14 protein-coding genes and 1 tRNA gene are annotated in these 16,580 nt (G+C 73.5%); 10 read left to right on the plus strand and 5 right to left on the minus strand.

The features are described 5' to 3' along the window. The first annotated feature begins 23 nt into the window (after positions 1-23). Positions 24-2,693, plus strand: a complete 2,670-nt coding sequence (locus tag IPM45_16055) for a GNAT family N-acetyltransferase (protein MBK9181045.1) — start codon at positions 24-26, stop codon at positions 2,691-2,693. On the opposite strand, the gene IPM45_16060 is transcribed toward IPM45_16055, so the two are convergent. Next, positions 2,690-4,171, minus strand: coding sequence for an AAA family ATPase (locus IPM45_16060; protein MBK9181046.1), 1,482 nt, complete (start codon positions 4,169-4,171; stop codon positions 2,690-2,692). The genes IPM45_16055 and IPM45_16060 overlap by 4 nt on opposite strands. 131 nt (positions 4,172-4,302) lie before the next feature. Here IPM45_16060 and IPM45_16065 point away from each other — a divergent pair, with 131 nt between their 5' ends. The 4 genes from IPM45_16065 to IPM45_16080 are packed head-to-tail and all read left to right on the plus strand — an operon-like array spanning position 4,303 to position 8,587. Beyond that, a complete protein-coding gene (locus IPM45_16065; protein MBK9181047.1) occupies positions 4,303-5,538 on the plus strand; it encodes a glutamate-5-semialdehyde dehydrogenase in 1,236 nt (411 codons plus the stop codon). A 36-nt stretch (positions 5,539-5,574) separates the two neighbouring features. Continuing rightward, positions 5,575-6,447: a MoxR family ATPase gene (locus tag IPM45_16070; GenBank protein ID MBK9181048.1), complete on the plus strand. Its 873-nt coding sequence runs from the start codon at positions 5,575-5,577 to the stop codon at positions 6,445-6,447. Between the two features lie 14 nt (positions 6,448-6,461). Then, the gene (locus IPM45_16075) at positions 6,462-7,892 is read left to right on the plus strand and encodes a VWA domain-containing protein (GenBank protein MBK9181049.1); all 1,431 of its coding nucleotides are present in this window, start codon (positions 6,462-6,464) and stop codon (positions 7,890-7,892) included. Positions 7,893-7,897: 5 nt separating this feature from the next. Continuing rightward, a complete protein-coding gene (locus tag IPM45_16080; GenBank protein MBK9181050.1) occupies positions 7,898-8,587 on the plus strand; it encodes a histidine phosphatase family protein in 690 nt (229 codons plus the stop codon). 37 nt (positions 8,588-8,624) lie between these two features. Here IPM45_16080 and IPM45_16085 read toward each other — a convergent pair whose 3' ends face one another. Next, on the minus strand, positions 8,625-9,506 hold the full coding sequence (locus tag IPM45_16085) for a transcriptional regulator (protein ID MBK9181051.1): 882 nt from the start codon (positions 9,504-9,506) through the stop codon (positions 8,625-8,627). Between the two features lie 62 nt (positions 9,507-9,568). On the opposite strand from IPM45_16085, the gene IPM45_16090 reads away from it, so the two are divergent. Then, the gene (locus IPM45_16090; protein ID MBK9181052.1) at positions 9,569-10,306 is read left to right on the plus strand and encodes an ROK family protein; all 738 of its coding nucleotides are present in this window, start codon (positions 9,569-9,571) and stop codon (positions 10,304-10,306) included. Positions 10,307-10,362: 56 nt separating this feature from the next. Here IPM45_16090 and IPM45_16095 read toward each other — a convergent pair whose 3' ends face one another. After that, entirely contained in the window at positions 10,363-11,709 is a 1,347-nt protein-coding gene (locus IPM45_16095; GenBank protein MBK9181053.1) for a 3-deoxy-7-phosphoheptulonate synthase class II, read from the minus strand. Between the two features lie 115 nt (positions 11,710-11,824). Beyond that, positions 11,825-12,652 (minus strand): sigma-70 family RNA polymerase sigma factor, encoded by an 828-nt coding sequence (locus IPM45_16100; protein ID MBK9181054.1) that lies wholly within the window; start codon positions 12,650-12,652, stop codon positions 11,825-11,827. Between the two features lie 135 nt (positions 12,653-12,787). Here IPM45_16100 and nadD point away from each other — a divergent pair, with 135 nt between their 5' ends. From nadD to IPM45_16120, 4 genes are all read left to right on the plus strand, one after another. Further along, positions 12,788-13,387: a nicotinate (nicotinamide) nucleotide adenylyltransferase gene (gene nadD / locus IPM45_16105; GenBank protein ID MBK9181055.1), complete on the plus strand. Its 600-nt coding sequence runs from the start codon at positions 12,788-12,790 to the stop codon at positions 13,385-13,387. Next, positions 13,384-14,988, plus strand: coding sequence for a LytR C-terminal domain-containing protein (locus IPM45_16110; protein ID MBK9181056.1), 1,605 nt, complete (start codon positions 13,384-13,386; stop codon positions 14,986-14,988). The genes nadD and IPM45_16110 overlap by 4 nt, the downstream gene beginning before the upstream one ends. A gap of 40 nt (positions 14,989-15,028) precedes the next feature. Then, a complete protein-coding gene (rsfS, locus tag IPM45_16115; GenBank protein ID MBK9181057.1) occupies positions 15,029-15,436 on the plus strand; it encodes a ribosome silencing factor in 408 nt (135 codons plus the stop codon). Positions 15,437-15,643: 207 nt separating this feature from the next. Beyond that, positions 15,644-16,198, plus strand: a complete 555-nt coding sequence (locus IPM45_16120) for a DsrE family protein (GenBank protein MBK9181058.1) — start codon at positions 15,644-15,646, stop codon at positions 16,196-16,198. Positions 16,199-16,447: 249 nt separating this feature from the next. Here IPM45_16120 and IPM45_16125 read toward each other — a convergent pair. Beyond that, a tRNA-Ala gene (locus IPM45_16125) sits at positions 16,448-16,520 on the minus strand. Positions 16,521-16,580: the final 60 nt, after the last annotated feature.

Genomic DNA, 16,580 nt, shown 5'->3' on the forward strand with positions numbered 1-16,580 from the left:
CGCCGATCAAGGGGAGGCCGGGTGTGACCGGACGCGCGGACCAGTGGGAGGCGGACGTCGTGCTCGCCGACGGCGGCACGGCCCGTCTGCGACCGGCGGTCCCCGACGACCAGCCGGGGGTGCAGCGGCTCGCGGCGCGGCTGCAGGCCGCCCCCGAGGGTCTTCAGCTGCTCGCCGACGGCAGCGGCTTCCCGTCGCCGCGCGACGAGGGCCGCCTCATGCTGGTCGCCCTCGTCGACGACCGCGTCGTGGCGGCGGCCCGGTTCGACCGCGTCGACGGCGGCGACGCCACCATCGCCTTCGTCGTCGACGACGACGAGCAGGGCCGGGGGATCGGCACCACCCTGTTGGAGCACCTGGCGGCCGTCGCCCGGGAGCGTGGCATCCACCGCTTCGTGGCCGACGTGGCGCCGGGCAACCAGCAGATGCTGCGCGTCTTCCTCGACGCCGGCTTCGAGGTCGACCAGACGTACTCGGGGAGCACGGTTCGCGTCGCCTTCTCCATCGAGCCGACACCGTCGTCGCTGGCCGCCATGGCGGCTCGCGAGCAGGTGGCCGAGGCCCACTCGATGCGGCGGCTGCTCGCGCCGCGGTCGATCGCGGTGGTCGGCGCCGGGCGGCGGTCGGGCACCATCGGCCACGAGGTGTTCCGCAACCTGCTGGCCGGGGGCTTCGACGGGCCGGTCTACCCGGTGCACCCCACGGCCAAGGCGGTGGCGAGCGTGCGGGCCTGGCCGAGCGTCCTGTCGATCCCCGGCCACGTGGACCTGGCGGTCGTCACCGTGCCGGCGGTGGCCGTGCCCGGCGTCGTCGAGGAGTGCGCCCAGAAGGGCGTGCACGGCCTGGTGGTGATCTCGGCCGGCTTCGCGGAGGAGGGAGGCGACCGGGCCGAGGCCGAGCGCCAGCTGGTCGACCTGGCCCGCCGGCACGGCATGCGCCTGGTGGGCCCCAACTGCATGGGCGTGGTCAACACCAACGCCGACGTGCGGATGAACGCCACGTTCGCGCCGTTCGCACCCCTGCCCGGCCGGGTGGCCTTCCTGTCCCAGTCGGGTGCCCTCGGCATCGAGCTGCTGGGGCGGGCCGGCGCCCTGAACCTCGGGGTCTCCACGTTCGTGTCGGTCGGCAACAAGGCCGACGTCTCGGGCAACGACCTGCTGCTCTACTGGGAGGAGGACGAGGACACCGACGTGATCCTCCTGTACCTCGAGAGCTTCGGGAACCCCCGGAAGTTCGCCCGCATCGCCCGCGAGGTGTCGCGGCGCAAGCCGATCGTGGCGGTGAAGTCGGGCCGGTCGGCGGCCGGCAGCCGGGCCGCCTCGTCGCACACCGCCGCCCTGGCCAGCCCCGACGTGGCGGTGGACGCCCTGTTCCGGCAGGCCGGGGTGATCCGGGTCGACACCCTGGAGGAGCTGTTCGACGCGGCCCGGATCCTGACGCACCAGCCGCTTCCCCCCGGCCGTCGCGTGGCCGTGGTGGGCAACGCCGGGGGGCCGGGCATCCTCGCGGCCGACGCCCTCGACGGTGCCGGCCTGTCGGTGCCGGTGCTCTCCGACGCCACGCAGGAGGCCCTGCGGTCGTTCCTGCCGTCGGGCGCGGCGGTGCGCAACCCCGTCGACCTCATCGCGTCGGCCACCGCCGAGCAGTTCGAGCGGGCGGCGCGGGTGGTCCTGGCCGATCCGGGTGTCGACGCGCTCCTGGTCATCTTCATCCCCCCGCTGGTCACCCGGGCCGAGGACGTGGCCCGGGCCGTGGCCCGGGCGTCTGGCGACGCCGGGGACAAGCCGGTGCTCGCCTGCTTCCTTGGCCACCGCCGCCCGCCCGAGGAGCTGGCCGAGGCCCCGCGGCGCATCCCGAGCTTCGCCTACCCCGAGCCGGCGGCGAAGGCGCTCGGCCGCGTGGCCGACTACGCCGAGTGGCGGCGCCGGCCCGCGGGCGAGGTGCCCGAGCTGCCCGGCATCGACCTCGCCGGCGCGGCCGATCTGGTGGCCGCCGAGTTGGAGCGGTCGGGCGGGGAGTCGGTGTGGCTCGACCCGGACCGGGCGGCCGGCCTGTGCGCCTGCTTCGGCATCCCCGTGGCGCCGGTAGTGCGGGTGGCGTCGGCCGACGAGGCGGCGGCGGCCGCGGCGCGCCTCGGCGGGCGGGTGGCGCTCAAGGCAGCCTCGGGCGCGCTGGTGCACAAGACCGACGTCGGGGCTGTTCGTCTCGACCTCGACGGGCCCGGGCCCGTCCGGCAGGCGTACGAGGAGATGGAGGAGGCGCTGGGCCCGGCCATGGGCGGGGCCGTGGTCCAGCAGATGGCCCCGCCGGGGATGGAGACCATCGTCGGGGTGACCCACGACCCCGCGTTCGGGCCCCTGGTGCTGTTCGGCATGGGGGGCGTGGCCGCCGAGCTGGTGCGCGATCGCGCGCTGTCCATCCTCCCGCTCACCGATGCCGCCGCCCACGACCTGGTGCGCTCGCTGCGCAGCTCACCGCTGCTGTTCGGCTACCGCAACCTCCCCGTGGCCGACACGGCCGCCCTCGAGGACCTGCTGGTGCGGGTCGGGATCCTCGCCGACGAGCTCCCCGAGGTGGTCGAGCTCGACTGCAACCCGGTGCTCGTGGGGCCGTCGGGCGCGGTGGCCGTCGACGTGAAGGTGCGGCTGGCGCCGGTGTCGGGCACCGGCACGCCCGACGTGCGGCGGGGCTAGGGCTCCGGCTCCGCCACCGGCTCCGGCTCCGGCTCCGGCTCCGGCGAGGGGGGCCCGGCGCCGACGTCGTCGGCCACCAGGGTGACGAGCTGTTCGTCGGTGGGGGCTTCGACGCCGACGAGCCGGCGGGCCTGGCGGGCGACGGCGGCCTCGAACAGGTTGCGCACCAGCCGGGCGTTGCCGAAGCCCTTGCCCCTGGGGGCGGCGTCGAGCAGCTCGCGCAGCCGGACGAGGGCCCCCTCGTCGGCCTCGTAGCGGCTCCGCTCGCCCATCGACGTGAAGATCGCCACCAGCTCGCCGGTCGTGTAGTCGGGGAACTCGATGGTCTTGGGGAAGCGCGAGCGCAGGCCGGGGTTGGCGTCGAGGAACTCGGCCATCTCCTCGGTGTAGCCGGCGGCCACCACGACGACCTCGTCGCGGTGGTCCTCCATGAGCTTCACGAGGGTGTCGATCGCCTCCAGGCCGAAGTCGCGCTCGCCGCCGCGCGCCAGGGCCTGCGCCTCGTCGATGAGCAGGAAGCCGCCCAGCGCCGACTCCACCACCTCGCGCGTGCGGATGGCCGTCTGCCCCACGTACCCGGCCACCAGCTGCGAGCGGTCGGTCTCCACCAGCTGGCCGCGGTCGAGCACGCCGAGGGTCCGGTAGATCTGGGCGAGGAGGCGGGCGACGGTGGTCTTGCCGGTGCCCGGGTTGCCCGCGAACACCAGGTGCCGGCTGGTGTCGAGCACCGGGAGGCCCCGGCGGAGGCGCAGCTGCTGCACCTGCACCAGGTCGGCGACCAGCTTCACCTCCTCCTTCACGCCGGCCAGCCCGACCAGGGCGTCGAGCTCGGCGATGAGCTCCTCGAGGGCCCGGGGTGGCGGGAGGGGCTCCGGAGCGGGTGCTGCTCGGGCCGCCTCGGGTGACGCGGCGCCCTCTCGGGCGGCTGGTGGCTGCCCTGTGCCGGTGCCCCGGGCGGGTGGCCCCCTTCGTGGCCCCGGGCCCCCCGGCCGGGGGAGGCCGGCGGCGTCCATGGCGCCTAGCAGCGTGCCCCGGAACCGCTCGATCGCCCGCAGCTCGCTGTCGGACGGCAGCAGGTCGAGCGACGCCACGCTGTGGGCCAGGTGCATCGCCCGCTCGTAGTAGCGCCAGGCGCGGTCGGTGCCGTCGCGCCGGTCGGCGTCGACGAGCAGCTGGAAGAGGGGGGACGGCTCGGTGAGCCAGCGGGCCTTGCCCTCGGTGAGGCGCGCCGCGCGGGCGTCGGCCGGGGTGGCCCGGGCCAGCTGGGTGTCGAAGCGGGCCGCGAAGGCACCGAGGAACCCCCACAGCTCGTCGTCGGTCGCCCGCCCGTCGGCGTCGACGAGGGCGGCCACGACGTCCGACGCCTCCACGGTCACGTCGTCGCGGAGGTCGTCCTCGGCCCGGCCCGACAGGGCCGACAGGGCGCCGGTGATCTCCGCGACGAAGCGCTCGACCGGTGCGTCGAGAGGGCTGCTCACCGCGCAGTGGGGCTGTTCGCCTCGTCCGGCTCGGCCGGTCGGGGGCGGGCTCGGATCACGGCCGGACGGTATCCCAACGGGCCCACCCGGCCCCCGCCGGTACGATTCGTGCCGTGCCTCCCACCACCACGATCCCCGAGCTGGGCCGGCGGGCCAAGGCGGCGTCGCGCCTCCTCGCCCGAGCGGGCACCGCGGCCAAGGACGCAGCCCTGCTGCACGCGGCCGACCTGCTGGTGGAGCGGGCGGGCGAGGTCCTCGACGCCAACGCCCTCGACGTCGACCGGGCGGAGCGGGCCGGCACCACCGCCACGGTCGTCGACCGCCTGCGGCTCACCCCGAGCCGGGTGGAGGCCATGGCCGGCGGCCTGCGGCAGGTGGCCGGCCTGCCCGATCCGGTCGGCGAGATCGTCGACGGCTGGGTTCGCCCGAACGGTCTGCGGATCCGCCGGGTGCGGGTGCCCCTCGGCGTCGTGGCGATCATCTACGAGAACCGCCCCAACGTCACGAGCGACGCCGCCGGCCTGTGCCTCAAGTCGGGGAACGCCGCCTTCCTGCGGGGCTCGTCGGCCGCCATCACCTCCAACCAGGCCGTCGCCTCGGTGCTCCGCGAGGGGATCGCCAAGGCCGGCCTGCCCGAGGACGTGCTGGTGCTGGTCGACGACACCAGCCGAGAGTCGGCCGTCGAGTTCATGCGCCAGCGCGACACCATCGACTGCCTGATCCCTCGGGGCGGCCCGTCGCTGATCCGGGCCATCCTCGACAACGCCACGGTGCCCTACGTGATCGACGGCGACGGCAACTGCCACGTGTACGTCGACGCGTCGGCCGACCTGGCCATGGCCGCCGACATCATCGTGAACGCCAAGACGCAGCGGCCGTCGGTGTGCAACGCGGCCGAGACCCTGCTCGTGCACGAGGCGGTCGCCGACGACTTCCTTCCCATGGTGGCGCCGGCCCTCGACGGGGTGGAGCTGGTGGGCGACGAGCGGGCCCGTGCCCTGCTGGCGGGGGCGGGGGCGGCCACCGAGGCCGACTGGGCGTCGGAGTTCCTCGCCCTCAAGCTGGCGGTCGGCGTGGTGCCCTCGCTCGACGGGGCGATCGAGCACATCAACCGCTACGGCACCGGCCACACCGAGGCGATCGTCACGCGCGACCTCGAGGCGGCCCGCCGCTTCACCGGCGAGGTCGATGCGGCGGCCGTGCTGGTGAACGCCTCCACCCGCTTCGTCGACGGCGAGGAGTTCGGGTTCGGCGCCGAGATCGGCATCAGCACCCAGAAGCTGCACGCCCGCGGGCCCATGGGGCTGCGCGAGCTGACCACCCTGAAGTACGTCGTGGAGGGCACCGGCCAGGTCCGCGGCGACTAGACCGGTCGGTCAAGGGGAGGGGTACGCTCGTCTGCCATGGCCGATCCCCGCTTCGCTACCGTCCCCGACGTCCGTCAAGGCCTGCGTGACGTCGCCTACCTGGCCGACGAGGGCATCGCCGGCGTGGTGTTCCTGGCCGACCGCCTGCAGAAGCCCATCCTCGTCGAGGGCCCGGCCGGCACCGGCAAGACCCAGCTGGCCAAGTCGGTCGCGGAGATGACCGGCGCCCGGCTCATCCGCCTGCAGTGCTACGAGGGACTCGACGAGTCGAAGGCCCTCTACGAGTGGAACTACAAGAAGCAGCTGCTGCGCATCCAGGCCGAGCGCCAGTCGGAGAGCTGGGCCGACCTGAGCGACGACATCTTCAGCGAGGAGTTCCTGCTCACCCGGCCGCTGCTCGAAGCGATCCGCAGCGACGAGCCGGTGGTGCTGCTCATCGACGAGGTGGACCGGGTCGAGGTGGAGACCGAGGCGCTGCTCTTGGAGATCCTCTCCGACTACCAGGTGTCGATCCCCGAGCTCGGCACCGTGCACGCCAACCAGATCCCCCTGGTGTTCCTCACCTCCAACAACACCCGAGAGCTGTCCGAGGCCCTCAAGCGGCGCTGCCTCTACCTCCACGTCGACTACCCCGACCTCGACCGGGAGAAGGAGATCGTGCTCACCAAGGTGCCCGACATCTCGGACAACCTCGCCGACCAGGTCGCCCGGATCGTGCGGTCGATCCGCCAGCTGGAGCTGAAGAAGGCGCCGTCGGTCTCCGAGACGCTCGACTGGGCCCGCACGCTGGTGCTGCTCGGGATCGAGTCGATCGACGCGCAGCAGGCGACCGAGACCCTCCACATCCTGCTCAAGTACCAGACCGACATCGCCAAGGCCGCCAAGGAGCTCTCGGCCGAGGCCCGCTAGGCCGCCGCCCGCTCATGCTCGACCTGCTGGAAGGCTTCATCCAAGAGCTCCGGGCCGCCGGCCTGCCGGTGTCGCTCACGGAGACCATCGACGCCATGGAGGCGGTGAAGCACATACCGCTCGAGGACCGCGAGGCGTTCAAGTACGCGCTGGCGGCGACCCTCGTGAAGAACCACGCCCACTGGCGTGCCTTCGAGACCGTGTTCGAGGTGTACTTCTCGCTCCGGGGTCCGCAGTACCAGGTGGGCGACGACGGTGAGGGCAGGCCGGCACCCTGGCGCGAGCTGGAGATGCAGGGCCAGGGGGGCCAGCCCGGCGGGGGCGGGGCCATGGACGCCCTCTCGCCCGAGGAGCTGGCCGGCCTGCTGTACCGGGCCCTCCTCCAGGGCGACGACGCCATGATGCGGGCGATCTCCGCCCAGTCGGTCACGCGCTACGCGGGCATGGAGCCGGGCCGTCCGGTGGGCGGGACGTACTACCTGTACCGGACCCTCCGGAACCTCGATCTCGAGGGGATGCTCGAGCGCCTGATGGAGGCCGCTCGCCAGCAGGCGGGCGGCGTGCTCACGCCCCTCGAGGAGCGCCTGGAGCGCGACGAGTTCGAGGCGCGCATCGAGCAGGTCCGCAAGGAGATCGAGGCGGAGATCCGGCGCCGGCTGGTGGCCGACCGGGGCGTGGAGGCGATGGCCAAGACGCTCCGCAAGCCGCTCCCGGAGGACGTCGACTTCATGCACGCCACCCGCGACGAGATGGCGAACCTGCGCCGGGCGCTGCACCCCCTCACGCGCAAGCTGGCCGTGCGGCTGGCCCGCAAGCGCCGCCACGGCCGCAAGGGCCCCCTCGACTTCCGCAGCACCGTGCGGCACTCCCTGAGCTACGGGGGCGTGCCGGCCGAGCCCAAGTTCCGCTACCCGCGCCCGGCCAAGCCCGAGATCATGGTGGTGGCCGACATCTCGGGCTCGGTGGCGGCCTTCGCCCGCTTCACCCTCCACCTCGTCCACGCCATCTCCGGCCAGTTCTCGAAGGTGCGCTCCTTCGTCTTCATCGACGGCCTCGACGAGGTCACCCGCTTCTTCGAGGGCGCCGAGGACATCACCGACGCGGTCCACCGCATCAACACCGAGGCCGATGTGGTGTGGGTCGACGGCCACAGCGACTACGGCCACGCCTTCCAGGTGTTCTGGGACACCTTCGGTCGTGAGGTCGGCCCCAAGACCACCGTGCTGCTGCTGGGCGACGCCCGGAACAACTACCACGCCTCCCAGGCGTGGATCATCAAGGAGATGCGCCAGCGGGCGCGCCACGTCTACTGGCTGAACCCCGAGCCCCGGTCCTACTGGGACACCGGCGACTCCATCATCTCCGAGTACGGCATCCACGCCGACGGCGTGTACGAGTGCCGCAACCTCCGCCAGCTCGAGCGGTTCGTCGAGATCCTGGCCTGACCGCCATGGCGTCCCACCTCGCGCCGACCCGGCTGGTCCTCGTGCGTCACGGCGAGTCGGTCGTCACGGTCGACCGGGTGGTGGGCGGCCCGCGCACCTGCTCGGGCCTGTCGCCGCTCGGCCGCCGCCAGGCCGAGGCGCTGCGCGATCGGCTGGCCGCCACCGGGGAGCTGGCCGACGCCGACGTGCTGGTGTCGTCCACGATGCCGCGGGCCCGTGAGACCGCCGAGATCCTCGCTCCGGCCCTGGGGGATCTGCCGGTGGTGGAGGACGACGCGCTGATCGAGCACCACCCCGGCGAGGCCGACGGCATCTCGTGGGACGACTTCGTCGACCGCTACGGGGTGCCCGACCTGGAGCGCGACCCGTACCTGCCGTTCGCCCCGGGAGCCGAGAGCCTGGCCGAGTTCCACCTTCGGGTGGGCCGCGCCCTGTTCGGCCTGGCCGACGCCCACGCCGGTCGGACCGCGGTGATCGCGTGCCACGGCGGCGTGGTCGACGTCGCCTTCCGGGCCTTCCTGCGGCTGCCCATGACGGCCCCGTTCGAGCTCCACACCGTCAACACCAGCCTCACCGAGCTGCAGCTCCCACCGGTGCCCGCGGGCGGCGACGGCGAGGCCGTCGCTCGGGCATCCCGGTGGCGGCTCGTCCGTTACAACGACGCGGCCCACCTCGCGGGCGTGCCCACCGCCTGACCGGCGGCCGTCGCGGCGGTTCGGGCGGGCGGCACCGTCAGCCGATGGTGGCCAGCATCTCGTCGAACAGGCGGAACAGGGCCGGGCGTTCGCGGCCCTCGCGGGCCCGCAGGCCGAGCCGGCGGCTCTTCCTCACCAGCTCGCGCGCCGCACGGCCCGGCCAGGGGCGGGGCAGCAGCTCCGGCGGGAGGTACGGGTCGATGGCCGCGCACTCCGCGTAGGCCACGCCGATGGCGAGGGCCAGGGGCAGGAACTCGGTGTCGGGAAGGCGTTCGCCGCGCGTGCGGAGCTGCTCGATGCGTGCCGGCACACCGCTGTGCTCGGCCACGAAGCGCTCGTAGCGCGTGGCCACCTCGTCCAGCGGCCACAGGCGACGGGCCAGCTCACGCGGGTCGCGCGCGCCGCCCACCTCCAGGTCCTCGGCGGTCACGAGGGTGAGGTGCCGGTCGACGCCCAGGCGCTCCGCCGCGGCCCTCACCTCGTCGTGCCAGGCGTGAGGCGACACGTAGAGGCCGCCGTGCACGGCCGCACCGCCGAGGTCGATCAGCCGATCCCTGAAGTCGTCGCGAGCCGAACGACGGGTCTCCGGCACGGCGTAGGCCACCAGGCGCCACCGGTGGTCCCAACCCCGCCCGGCCGCGTCCTGGAGGTAGGCGCGGCGGGTGTGGGACCACCTGGTGTCGAGATGGGCGCGGCCCGCCTCGGTGGCCTCGTAGCGGGCGGCGCGGCCCGAGCCGTGGCGGGTGAACAGCCCGTCGGCCACGAGTCGGCGCAGGTACGACCGGAGCTGCTCGGGCGTCTGTCCGCAGGCCGCCGCGACCGGGTAGAGCTCGTCGGCGTGGATGCTCCCGTCGTCGTGGGCCATGCCCAGCACCAGCAGCCTGGTCGGGATGGGGGCCGAGGCCGTCGATCGGGACACGGGCGCATCCTCCCACCTCCGGTGGTCGCCCACGGCCGGCACGCCGGTGGGAGGATGCGGGGATGGAGCTCCTGGGCATCGACATCGGGGGCACGGGGATCAAGGGAGCGCCGGTCGATCTCGACCGGGGCGACCTGGCCCGGGCCCGCCACCGCATCCTCACGCCGCACCCCGCCACCCCGGACGCCGTCGCCGACGTGGTCTCGCAGGTCGTGGACCACTTCGACTCGTCGGGGCCGGTCGGCTGCACCTTCCCGGCACCGATCCGCCACGGCGTGCCGGTGATGGCGGCCAACGTCGACAAGGCCTGGATCGGCACCGATGCCCGTGCCCTGTTCGAGCGGCGCGCCGGGCGGACGTTCGTGGTGCTCAACGACGCCGACGCCGCGGGTGTCGCCGAGATGACGTACGGGGCCGGCAAGGGGCGGCGCGGCGTGGTGGTCATGGTCACCCTCGGCACCGGCATCGGCACCGCGCTCTTCGTCGACGGCACCCTCGTGCCGAACACCGAGCTCGGACACCTGGAGGTGCGCGGCAAGGACGCCGAGACCCGCGCCTCGGACCGGGCGCGCACCACGAAGGAGATGTCCTGGGAGAAGTGGGGGCGGAACCTCAACGACTACCTGGTCGCGATCGAGCGGCTCCTCTGGCCGGAGCTCATCATCCTGGGCGGGGGCGTCAGCAAGAAGAGCGAGAAGTTCATCCATCTCCTCGAAGTCGACGCCGAGATCGAGCCGGCGGCGCTCCAGAACGAGGCCGGCATCATCGGTGCCGCGCTGGCGGCGCGCGCTTCGGTCTGAGCCAGCCGGGACGGCTGCCGCCGTCGCGCGCCGGGTGTCGGGCGCCGGGCGCCGGATCAGCCCCGGAGCAGCTCCGCGACCCGGAAGGCCAGGTCGATCGACTGACGGGCGTTCAGTCGCGGGTCGCACATGGTCTCGTACCGCTGGTCGAGGTGGTGATCGAGGATCTCCTCGGCCCCGCCGAGGCACTCGGTGACATCGTCGCCGGTGAGCTCCACGTGCACGCCCCCTGGCCAGGTGCCCTCGGCCCGGTGGGCGGCGAAGAAGCCCACGATCTCGGCCATCACCTTGTCGAAGTGGCGGGTCTTGCGCCCGCTGGCGCTGGTGAAGGTGTTGGCGTGCATCGGGTCGCACGCCCACACCACCGGATGCCCGCTCTGGCGCACGGCGCGCAGGAGGGGCCGCAGGCGCTCCTCGACCTGGTCGGCGCCCATGCGAGCGATGAGGGTGAGCCGGCCGGGGACGCGCCCGGGGTCGAGGCGCCGGCACAGGGCGACCACCTCGTCGGGGGTGGCCGACGGGCCGATCTTGCACCCGATGGGGTTGCCCACGCCACGGAGGAACTCGACGTGCGCACCGTCGAGCTGGCGGGTCCGCTCCCCGATCCAGAGCAGGTGCGCCGAGCAGTCGTACCAGGAGCCGGTGAGCGAGTCCTCCCGGGTGAGAGCCTCCTCGTAGCCGAGGATCAGCGCCTCGTGGCTCGTGTAGAACTCGACCTGGTGGAGCGAGTGCTCCCGGCCGAGGTCGATCCCGCAGGCACGCATGAAGCGCATGGCCCGCTCGATCTCCGAGGCGATCGCCTCGTAGCGCTGGCCCTCGCGACTGCTGGCGACGAACGCCTGGTTCCAGGCGTGCACCCGGGACAGGTCGGCGAACCCGCCCTTGGTGAAGGCCCGCACCAGGTTGAGGGTCGACGCGGACTGGTTGTACGCCTGGATGAGGCGCTCGGCGTCGGGCACCCGGGCCTCGGGCACGAAGGCGATGTCGTTCACGATGTGACCCCGGAAGGACGGCAGCTCCACCTGGTCCTGGCGCTCGGTGGCGGCCGATCGGGGCTTGGCGAACTGGCCGGCCATGCGGCCGACCTTCACCACCGGCATGCCGCCCGAGTACATGAGCACGACCGCCATCTGGAGGATCACGCGCAGCTTCTCGCGGATGCTCACGGCCGAGAAGTCGTCGAAGCTCTCGGCGCAGTCGCCGGCCTGCAGCAGGAAGGCCTGGCCGGCGGCGACCGTGGCCAGGTCGGCGGTGAGCGCCCGGGCCTCGCCCGCGAACACGAGCGGCGGCATGGCGGCGATCTGCTTCAGGGCCCGGTCGAGGGCAGCCTCGTCGGGCCAGTCGGGTTGCTGGGCCGCCGGATGGTCGCGCCACGACGACGGGGTCCACGGCTGAGTGGTCACGGCGTACCAGCGTGACGGGTCGGCACCCTGTCGCGCAACGTGGTTCGGGCCCGATGCCGACGCCCCCAGCGGGGCGGCCGCGCGATCAGGGGGTTCCCCGGGCGGGTGGCGGCGATCAGGCGGCGACGATGGTGGCTGCGCCGTCGCGGAGCTCGTTCACCGCACGCTTCACGAGCCGGCGGGCGGCCTCGGCGGTCACGCCGAGCTCCTCGCCGACCTCGCGGAAGCTGCGGCGCCGGCCGTCACGCAGGCCGAACCGCTGCTCCACGGCGAAGCGGGCGCGATCGTCGAGGGCGCTGAGGAGCTCGTCGACGAGGTCGAGCTCGGCCTGGTCGAGCAGCATCTGCTCGGGTCCCGGTCGGCCGTCGGAGAGCAGGTCGATCAGCGGGGAGTCGCCCTCGTCGCCGACGCTGCGGTCGAGCGAGGTGGGCGTGGTGAGGCGGTGCAGCCGGGCGTGCTCCTCGTCGAGCTCGTCACCGTCGCCGGACACCTGGCGGAGGGCGGCCCGGAGGCCGGCCGAGCGGTCGCCGGGGAGACGGACGAGGCTGGCCTTCTGGTCGAGGGCCCGGCCGATGGCCTGGCGGATCCAGAAGGTGGCGTACGTGGAGAACTTGAAGCCCTTCCGCCAGTCGAACTTGTCGACGGCGTGCTCGAGGCCCAGGTTGCCCTCCTGGACCAGGTCGAGCAGCTCCATGCCCGGCGGCAGGGGGTACCGGCGGGCGATGCTCACGACCAGGCGCAGGTTCGCCCGGATGAACCGGTCCTTGGCCCGGATGGCCTCACGGACGGCTGCGTGCAGCTCGTCGGAACGGTCGCCGGCGTCGACGCGCTTCTGCGCGGCGCGCCCGGCTTCGATCGTCTTGGCGAGCTCGCGCTCTTCCTCCGCGGTGAGGAGGGGGACGAGGCCGATCTCGTTCAGGTAGAGGCCCACGGAGTCAGTCATGGCAGGTGGGGGAACGCGAATCGCGGCCGTGTCATTCCCGAGGCCCCTGTGACCCACGCCACACGCAGCCGAGGGCCCTCCGCGGTGGGCGGGGGCGTGCGGCTCCCCGACCGGGTGCGACCCTAGACTCCGACCGTGGCCGGAGGGGAGGGGCGTCGCGTCGGCGTGTTCGGGGGCACGTTCGACCCTCCCCACGTGGGCCATCTGGTCGTGGCGGTGAACGTCCGGTACGCGCTCGCCCTCGACGTGCTGCTGCTGGTCGTGGCCCGCGAGCCCTGGCAGAAGACCGCCCAGCGCCAGGTCACGGCGGCCGAGGATCGCTTCGCCCTGGTGGAGGCGGCGGTGGGGGACGTCCCCGGCATCGAGGCCTGCCGGCTCGAGCTCGACCGCAGGGGTCCCTCGTACACCGCAGACACGCTGGAGGCCCTGCACGCCGCCGAGCCCGACGCCGAGCTGTTCATGATCCTCGGCAGTGACGCTGCGGCCGGGCTGCCGACCTGGGAGCGGGTCGACGACGTCCGACCGCTCGCCACCGTGGTCGAGGTGGACCGCCCCGGAGCGGTCACCGCACCTCCGCCCAGCGGCTGGCGGTGGGTGCAGGTCGAGGCCCCACGCCTCGAGGTGTCGAGCACCGATCTCCGGGCCCGCTTCGCCGACGGTCGGCCCCTCGACTACCTGATCACCCGTCCGGTCATCGACTGCATCCGGGCACGGGGACTGTACGGGTCGGCGTGAGCGACCTCCTGCCCCCCGAGCCGAAGGTCGCGGCGGGTGTGGCCGTGGGAGGCGTCGAGCCGGACAGGGATGCTGACGGCGACGCGCCGGTTGCGGGTGCCGGCGTCGAGGTGGCGGCCGACGCAGCGGCCGACCCCGAGGCGCGGGGTGTCGCTGCGGAGGTCGGTTCGGCTGGCGGTGAGGGTGCCGAGGCGCGGGGTGTCGCTGCGGAGGTCGGTTCGGCTGGCGGTGAGGGTGCCGAGGCGCGGGGTGTCGCTGCGGAGGTCGGTTCGGCTGGCGGTGAGGGTGCCGAGGCGCGGGGTGTCGCTGCGGAGGTCGCGCCGGCGGAGGAGTACCTCCCGGCGAACCGCCGGACGCGGCGGCGACGCCCGCACGGCCTGCTCACCCTCGCGGCCTCGCTGGTGCTCGCCGCGCTCATCCCGGCCTTCGCCGCCGTGGGGGGACTCACCCTCATCGACAGCAGGGACGGCCGGACGATCTTCCTCGACGGCTCCCGCGCCGTCACGGTGCTGCCCGAGACCCCCACCGCGCTGCTCGTCGAGACCGCACCCGACGGCACGCTGTCGGGCCTCACGATGCTGGCCCTGGGGCCGTCGGGCAAGGGCGGCGCGGTCGTCTTCGTCCCCGTCGGCACCGAGACCGCGCTCCCGTCGGGGACGGTCGATCGCCTGGCCGTGGCCTACGACCAGGGGGGCCTCGATCAGCTCCGCGAGGCGGTCGAGGGGCTCCTCGGTGTGCGGTTCGACCTCGTGGTGCCCCTCGACGAGCGGGGGTGGACCCAGCTGGTGGCCCCCCAGGGGCCGGTGACGGTCGAGCTGCTCGACCCGGTCCAGCGGGAGGAGGCGCCGGGCCAGGTGGCCGAGGTCTTCCCAGCGGGACCCAACGTGGTCCAGCCGGGCGACGTGAGCGGCTTCCTCGCGACCACGAGCGTCCGAGAGACGGAGCTGGCCAGGCTCACCCGCCACGAGGCCTTCTGGCGGGCGTGGCTCGACCAGCAGGCCGCGACGACGGCGGGCACGGACGGCACGGTGGTGTCGACGACGCTCCCGGTCGCCGACGAGCCCGGCACCCAGCTCGACCTGCCCACGTTCGTGCAGGACCTGGCGGCGGGGCCGGTGCTGTTCGTGACCTTGCCGGTGCTGGTCCCCGAGGCGCCGTCGGCCGACGGGCTCGACCGCTACGAGCCCGACACCACGCCGATCCGGCTGCTCATGGCCGAGATCTCGCCCGGTGCCGTCGTGGCGAGCACCGGTGGCGCCCGGGTCCGGATCGTCAACCCCACCGGCGACCCCGAGGTGCTCAGTCGGCTCGCGGGCCAGCTCGTGTTCCTCGGCGTGAACCTGATCATCGTTGGCGACAGCGCCGACCCGGCACCGCCGCAGACGCAGGTCGTCTACTACGGCGACAACCTTCCGGCGGCCGAGGTGCTGGCCGAGCTGCTCGGCACCGGCGAGATCGCGAAGAGCGACGAGCTGCTCGAGGGTCTCGACGTGACCATCGTCGTCGGGACCGACCTGGTCGACCGGCTGACGGTCCCCAGCACGACCGTCGGCCCGATCGGCCCACCCCTCTCCACCGCGGAGGGCGGGACCACTGGCTGAGCGACGCCGAGCCCGGCCGGAGGTCGACGTCCGCCCCTGGGTGGTCGCGGCGGCGCGCGCCGCCGACGACAAGAAGGGCTCCGACACCATCGTGCTCGAGGTGGGCGAGGTGCTGGCCATCACCGGCTGGTTCGTCATCACCAGCGGCAGCAACCCCCGCCAGGTGAAGACCATCGCCGACGAGGTGGAGGCCAGGGTGCGGGCCGCCGGGGGGCCGCCGCCGCTGCGGGTCGAGGGCCTGGCCGACCTGCACTGGGTGCTCCTGGACTTCGGCGACTTCGTCGTCCACGTGTTCCTCGACGAGACCCGTCGGTACTACGAGCTCGAGCGGCTGTGGGCCGACGTCCCCCGACTACCGTGGGCCGACGCCGGCGAGGAGCCCCCGCCCCGGCGTGACGCCCCGGCCCGGTCGCGGAATCGACCGCCGAGGGCGGATCACGCGCACTGAGGTTCGCCGGCCGTTCGGCTCCGTAACCGGCGTTGCCCCCCGGCTGCTCCCTTCCACGCCAACGGGTGAACAGGATGTCGAGGCGGGCCGTACGGCACGCGTCCCGACCGCGCCAACGCCTGCCCGAGGCCTGCTGGAACCAGCCGGACGTGCGCAACGACTCCACAGTGGAGGCAACTGCCCTTCACGTACGGCGAAAGGAACCACATGGACACGTCCAGTATCCGCTCGTCGCGAGGTCTCATCGTTGGCCTGGTCGTCGCCCTGCTCGCGAGCTGGGCGCTGTTCGGTCTGGTCGGTGGCCCCGCACACCCCGCCGGCGCATCCGGCACCGCGTGGTCGACCACCACCACCACAGCCGCTCCCGGGGCCACCACCACGGTCGCTCCCGCTCCGCCGATCAGCCAGGTGCTGTTCATCAACCTGCAGTCAGGCCGGGAGGACCTCCACCGCGTGAACATGGCCTTCCAGCTGGCCCGCAATCAGCGCGCCGCCGGGCGGCCCGTCACCATCTTCTTCAACATCAACGCACCGGAGCTGGCGACCAAGAACCTCTCGCCGGCGCTGCAGTACAAGGCCAATGCCCCGATCAAGACCCAGGTCGCTGAGCTGATCGGAGCCGGGGTGACCGTTCTGGTGTGTCCGACCTGTGCGGCGGATCAGGGCGTCACGGCCGCAGACCTCGTTCCGGGGGCACAGATGACGAACCCACAGCTGACCGGAGCGCAGCTGTTGCCCGGCACCGTCACGGCGACCTACTGACCGAGGTGGGCCGGACCCAGCGTCCGGTTGGCGGCGTTCCGCGCGGCTGACGCGAGATCCGAGGGTGGTTCGGCCGCCTTTCGCGCCCCCCACCCCTGGTGACCACTGGGCGACCAGGCGCCCGACGGCCTGACCAGACCCCGCCGAGGATCGAGATCGAGGCCCTGCTCGGGCGGCCGCGCTGTCCCTGACCGGTTCTGCGCCCGATCGGACGGAGGCCCGACCACGTTTCCGCAGGTCGGGCCAGCGTGGAGCTGAGGGGATTCGAACCCCTGGCCTCTTCCATGCCATGGAAGCGCGCTACCAACTGCGCCACAGCCCCGGAGGCGAGCAGCGTAGCACCGCCCGCCGGGGGCCCGGAAACGGCTGGGGCCCACGGGCC

This window comes from Acidimicrobiales bacterium (assembly GCA_016716005.1).
GTDB lineage: Bacteria > Actinomycetota > Acidimicrobiia > Acidimicrobiales > JADJXE01 > JADJXE01.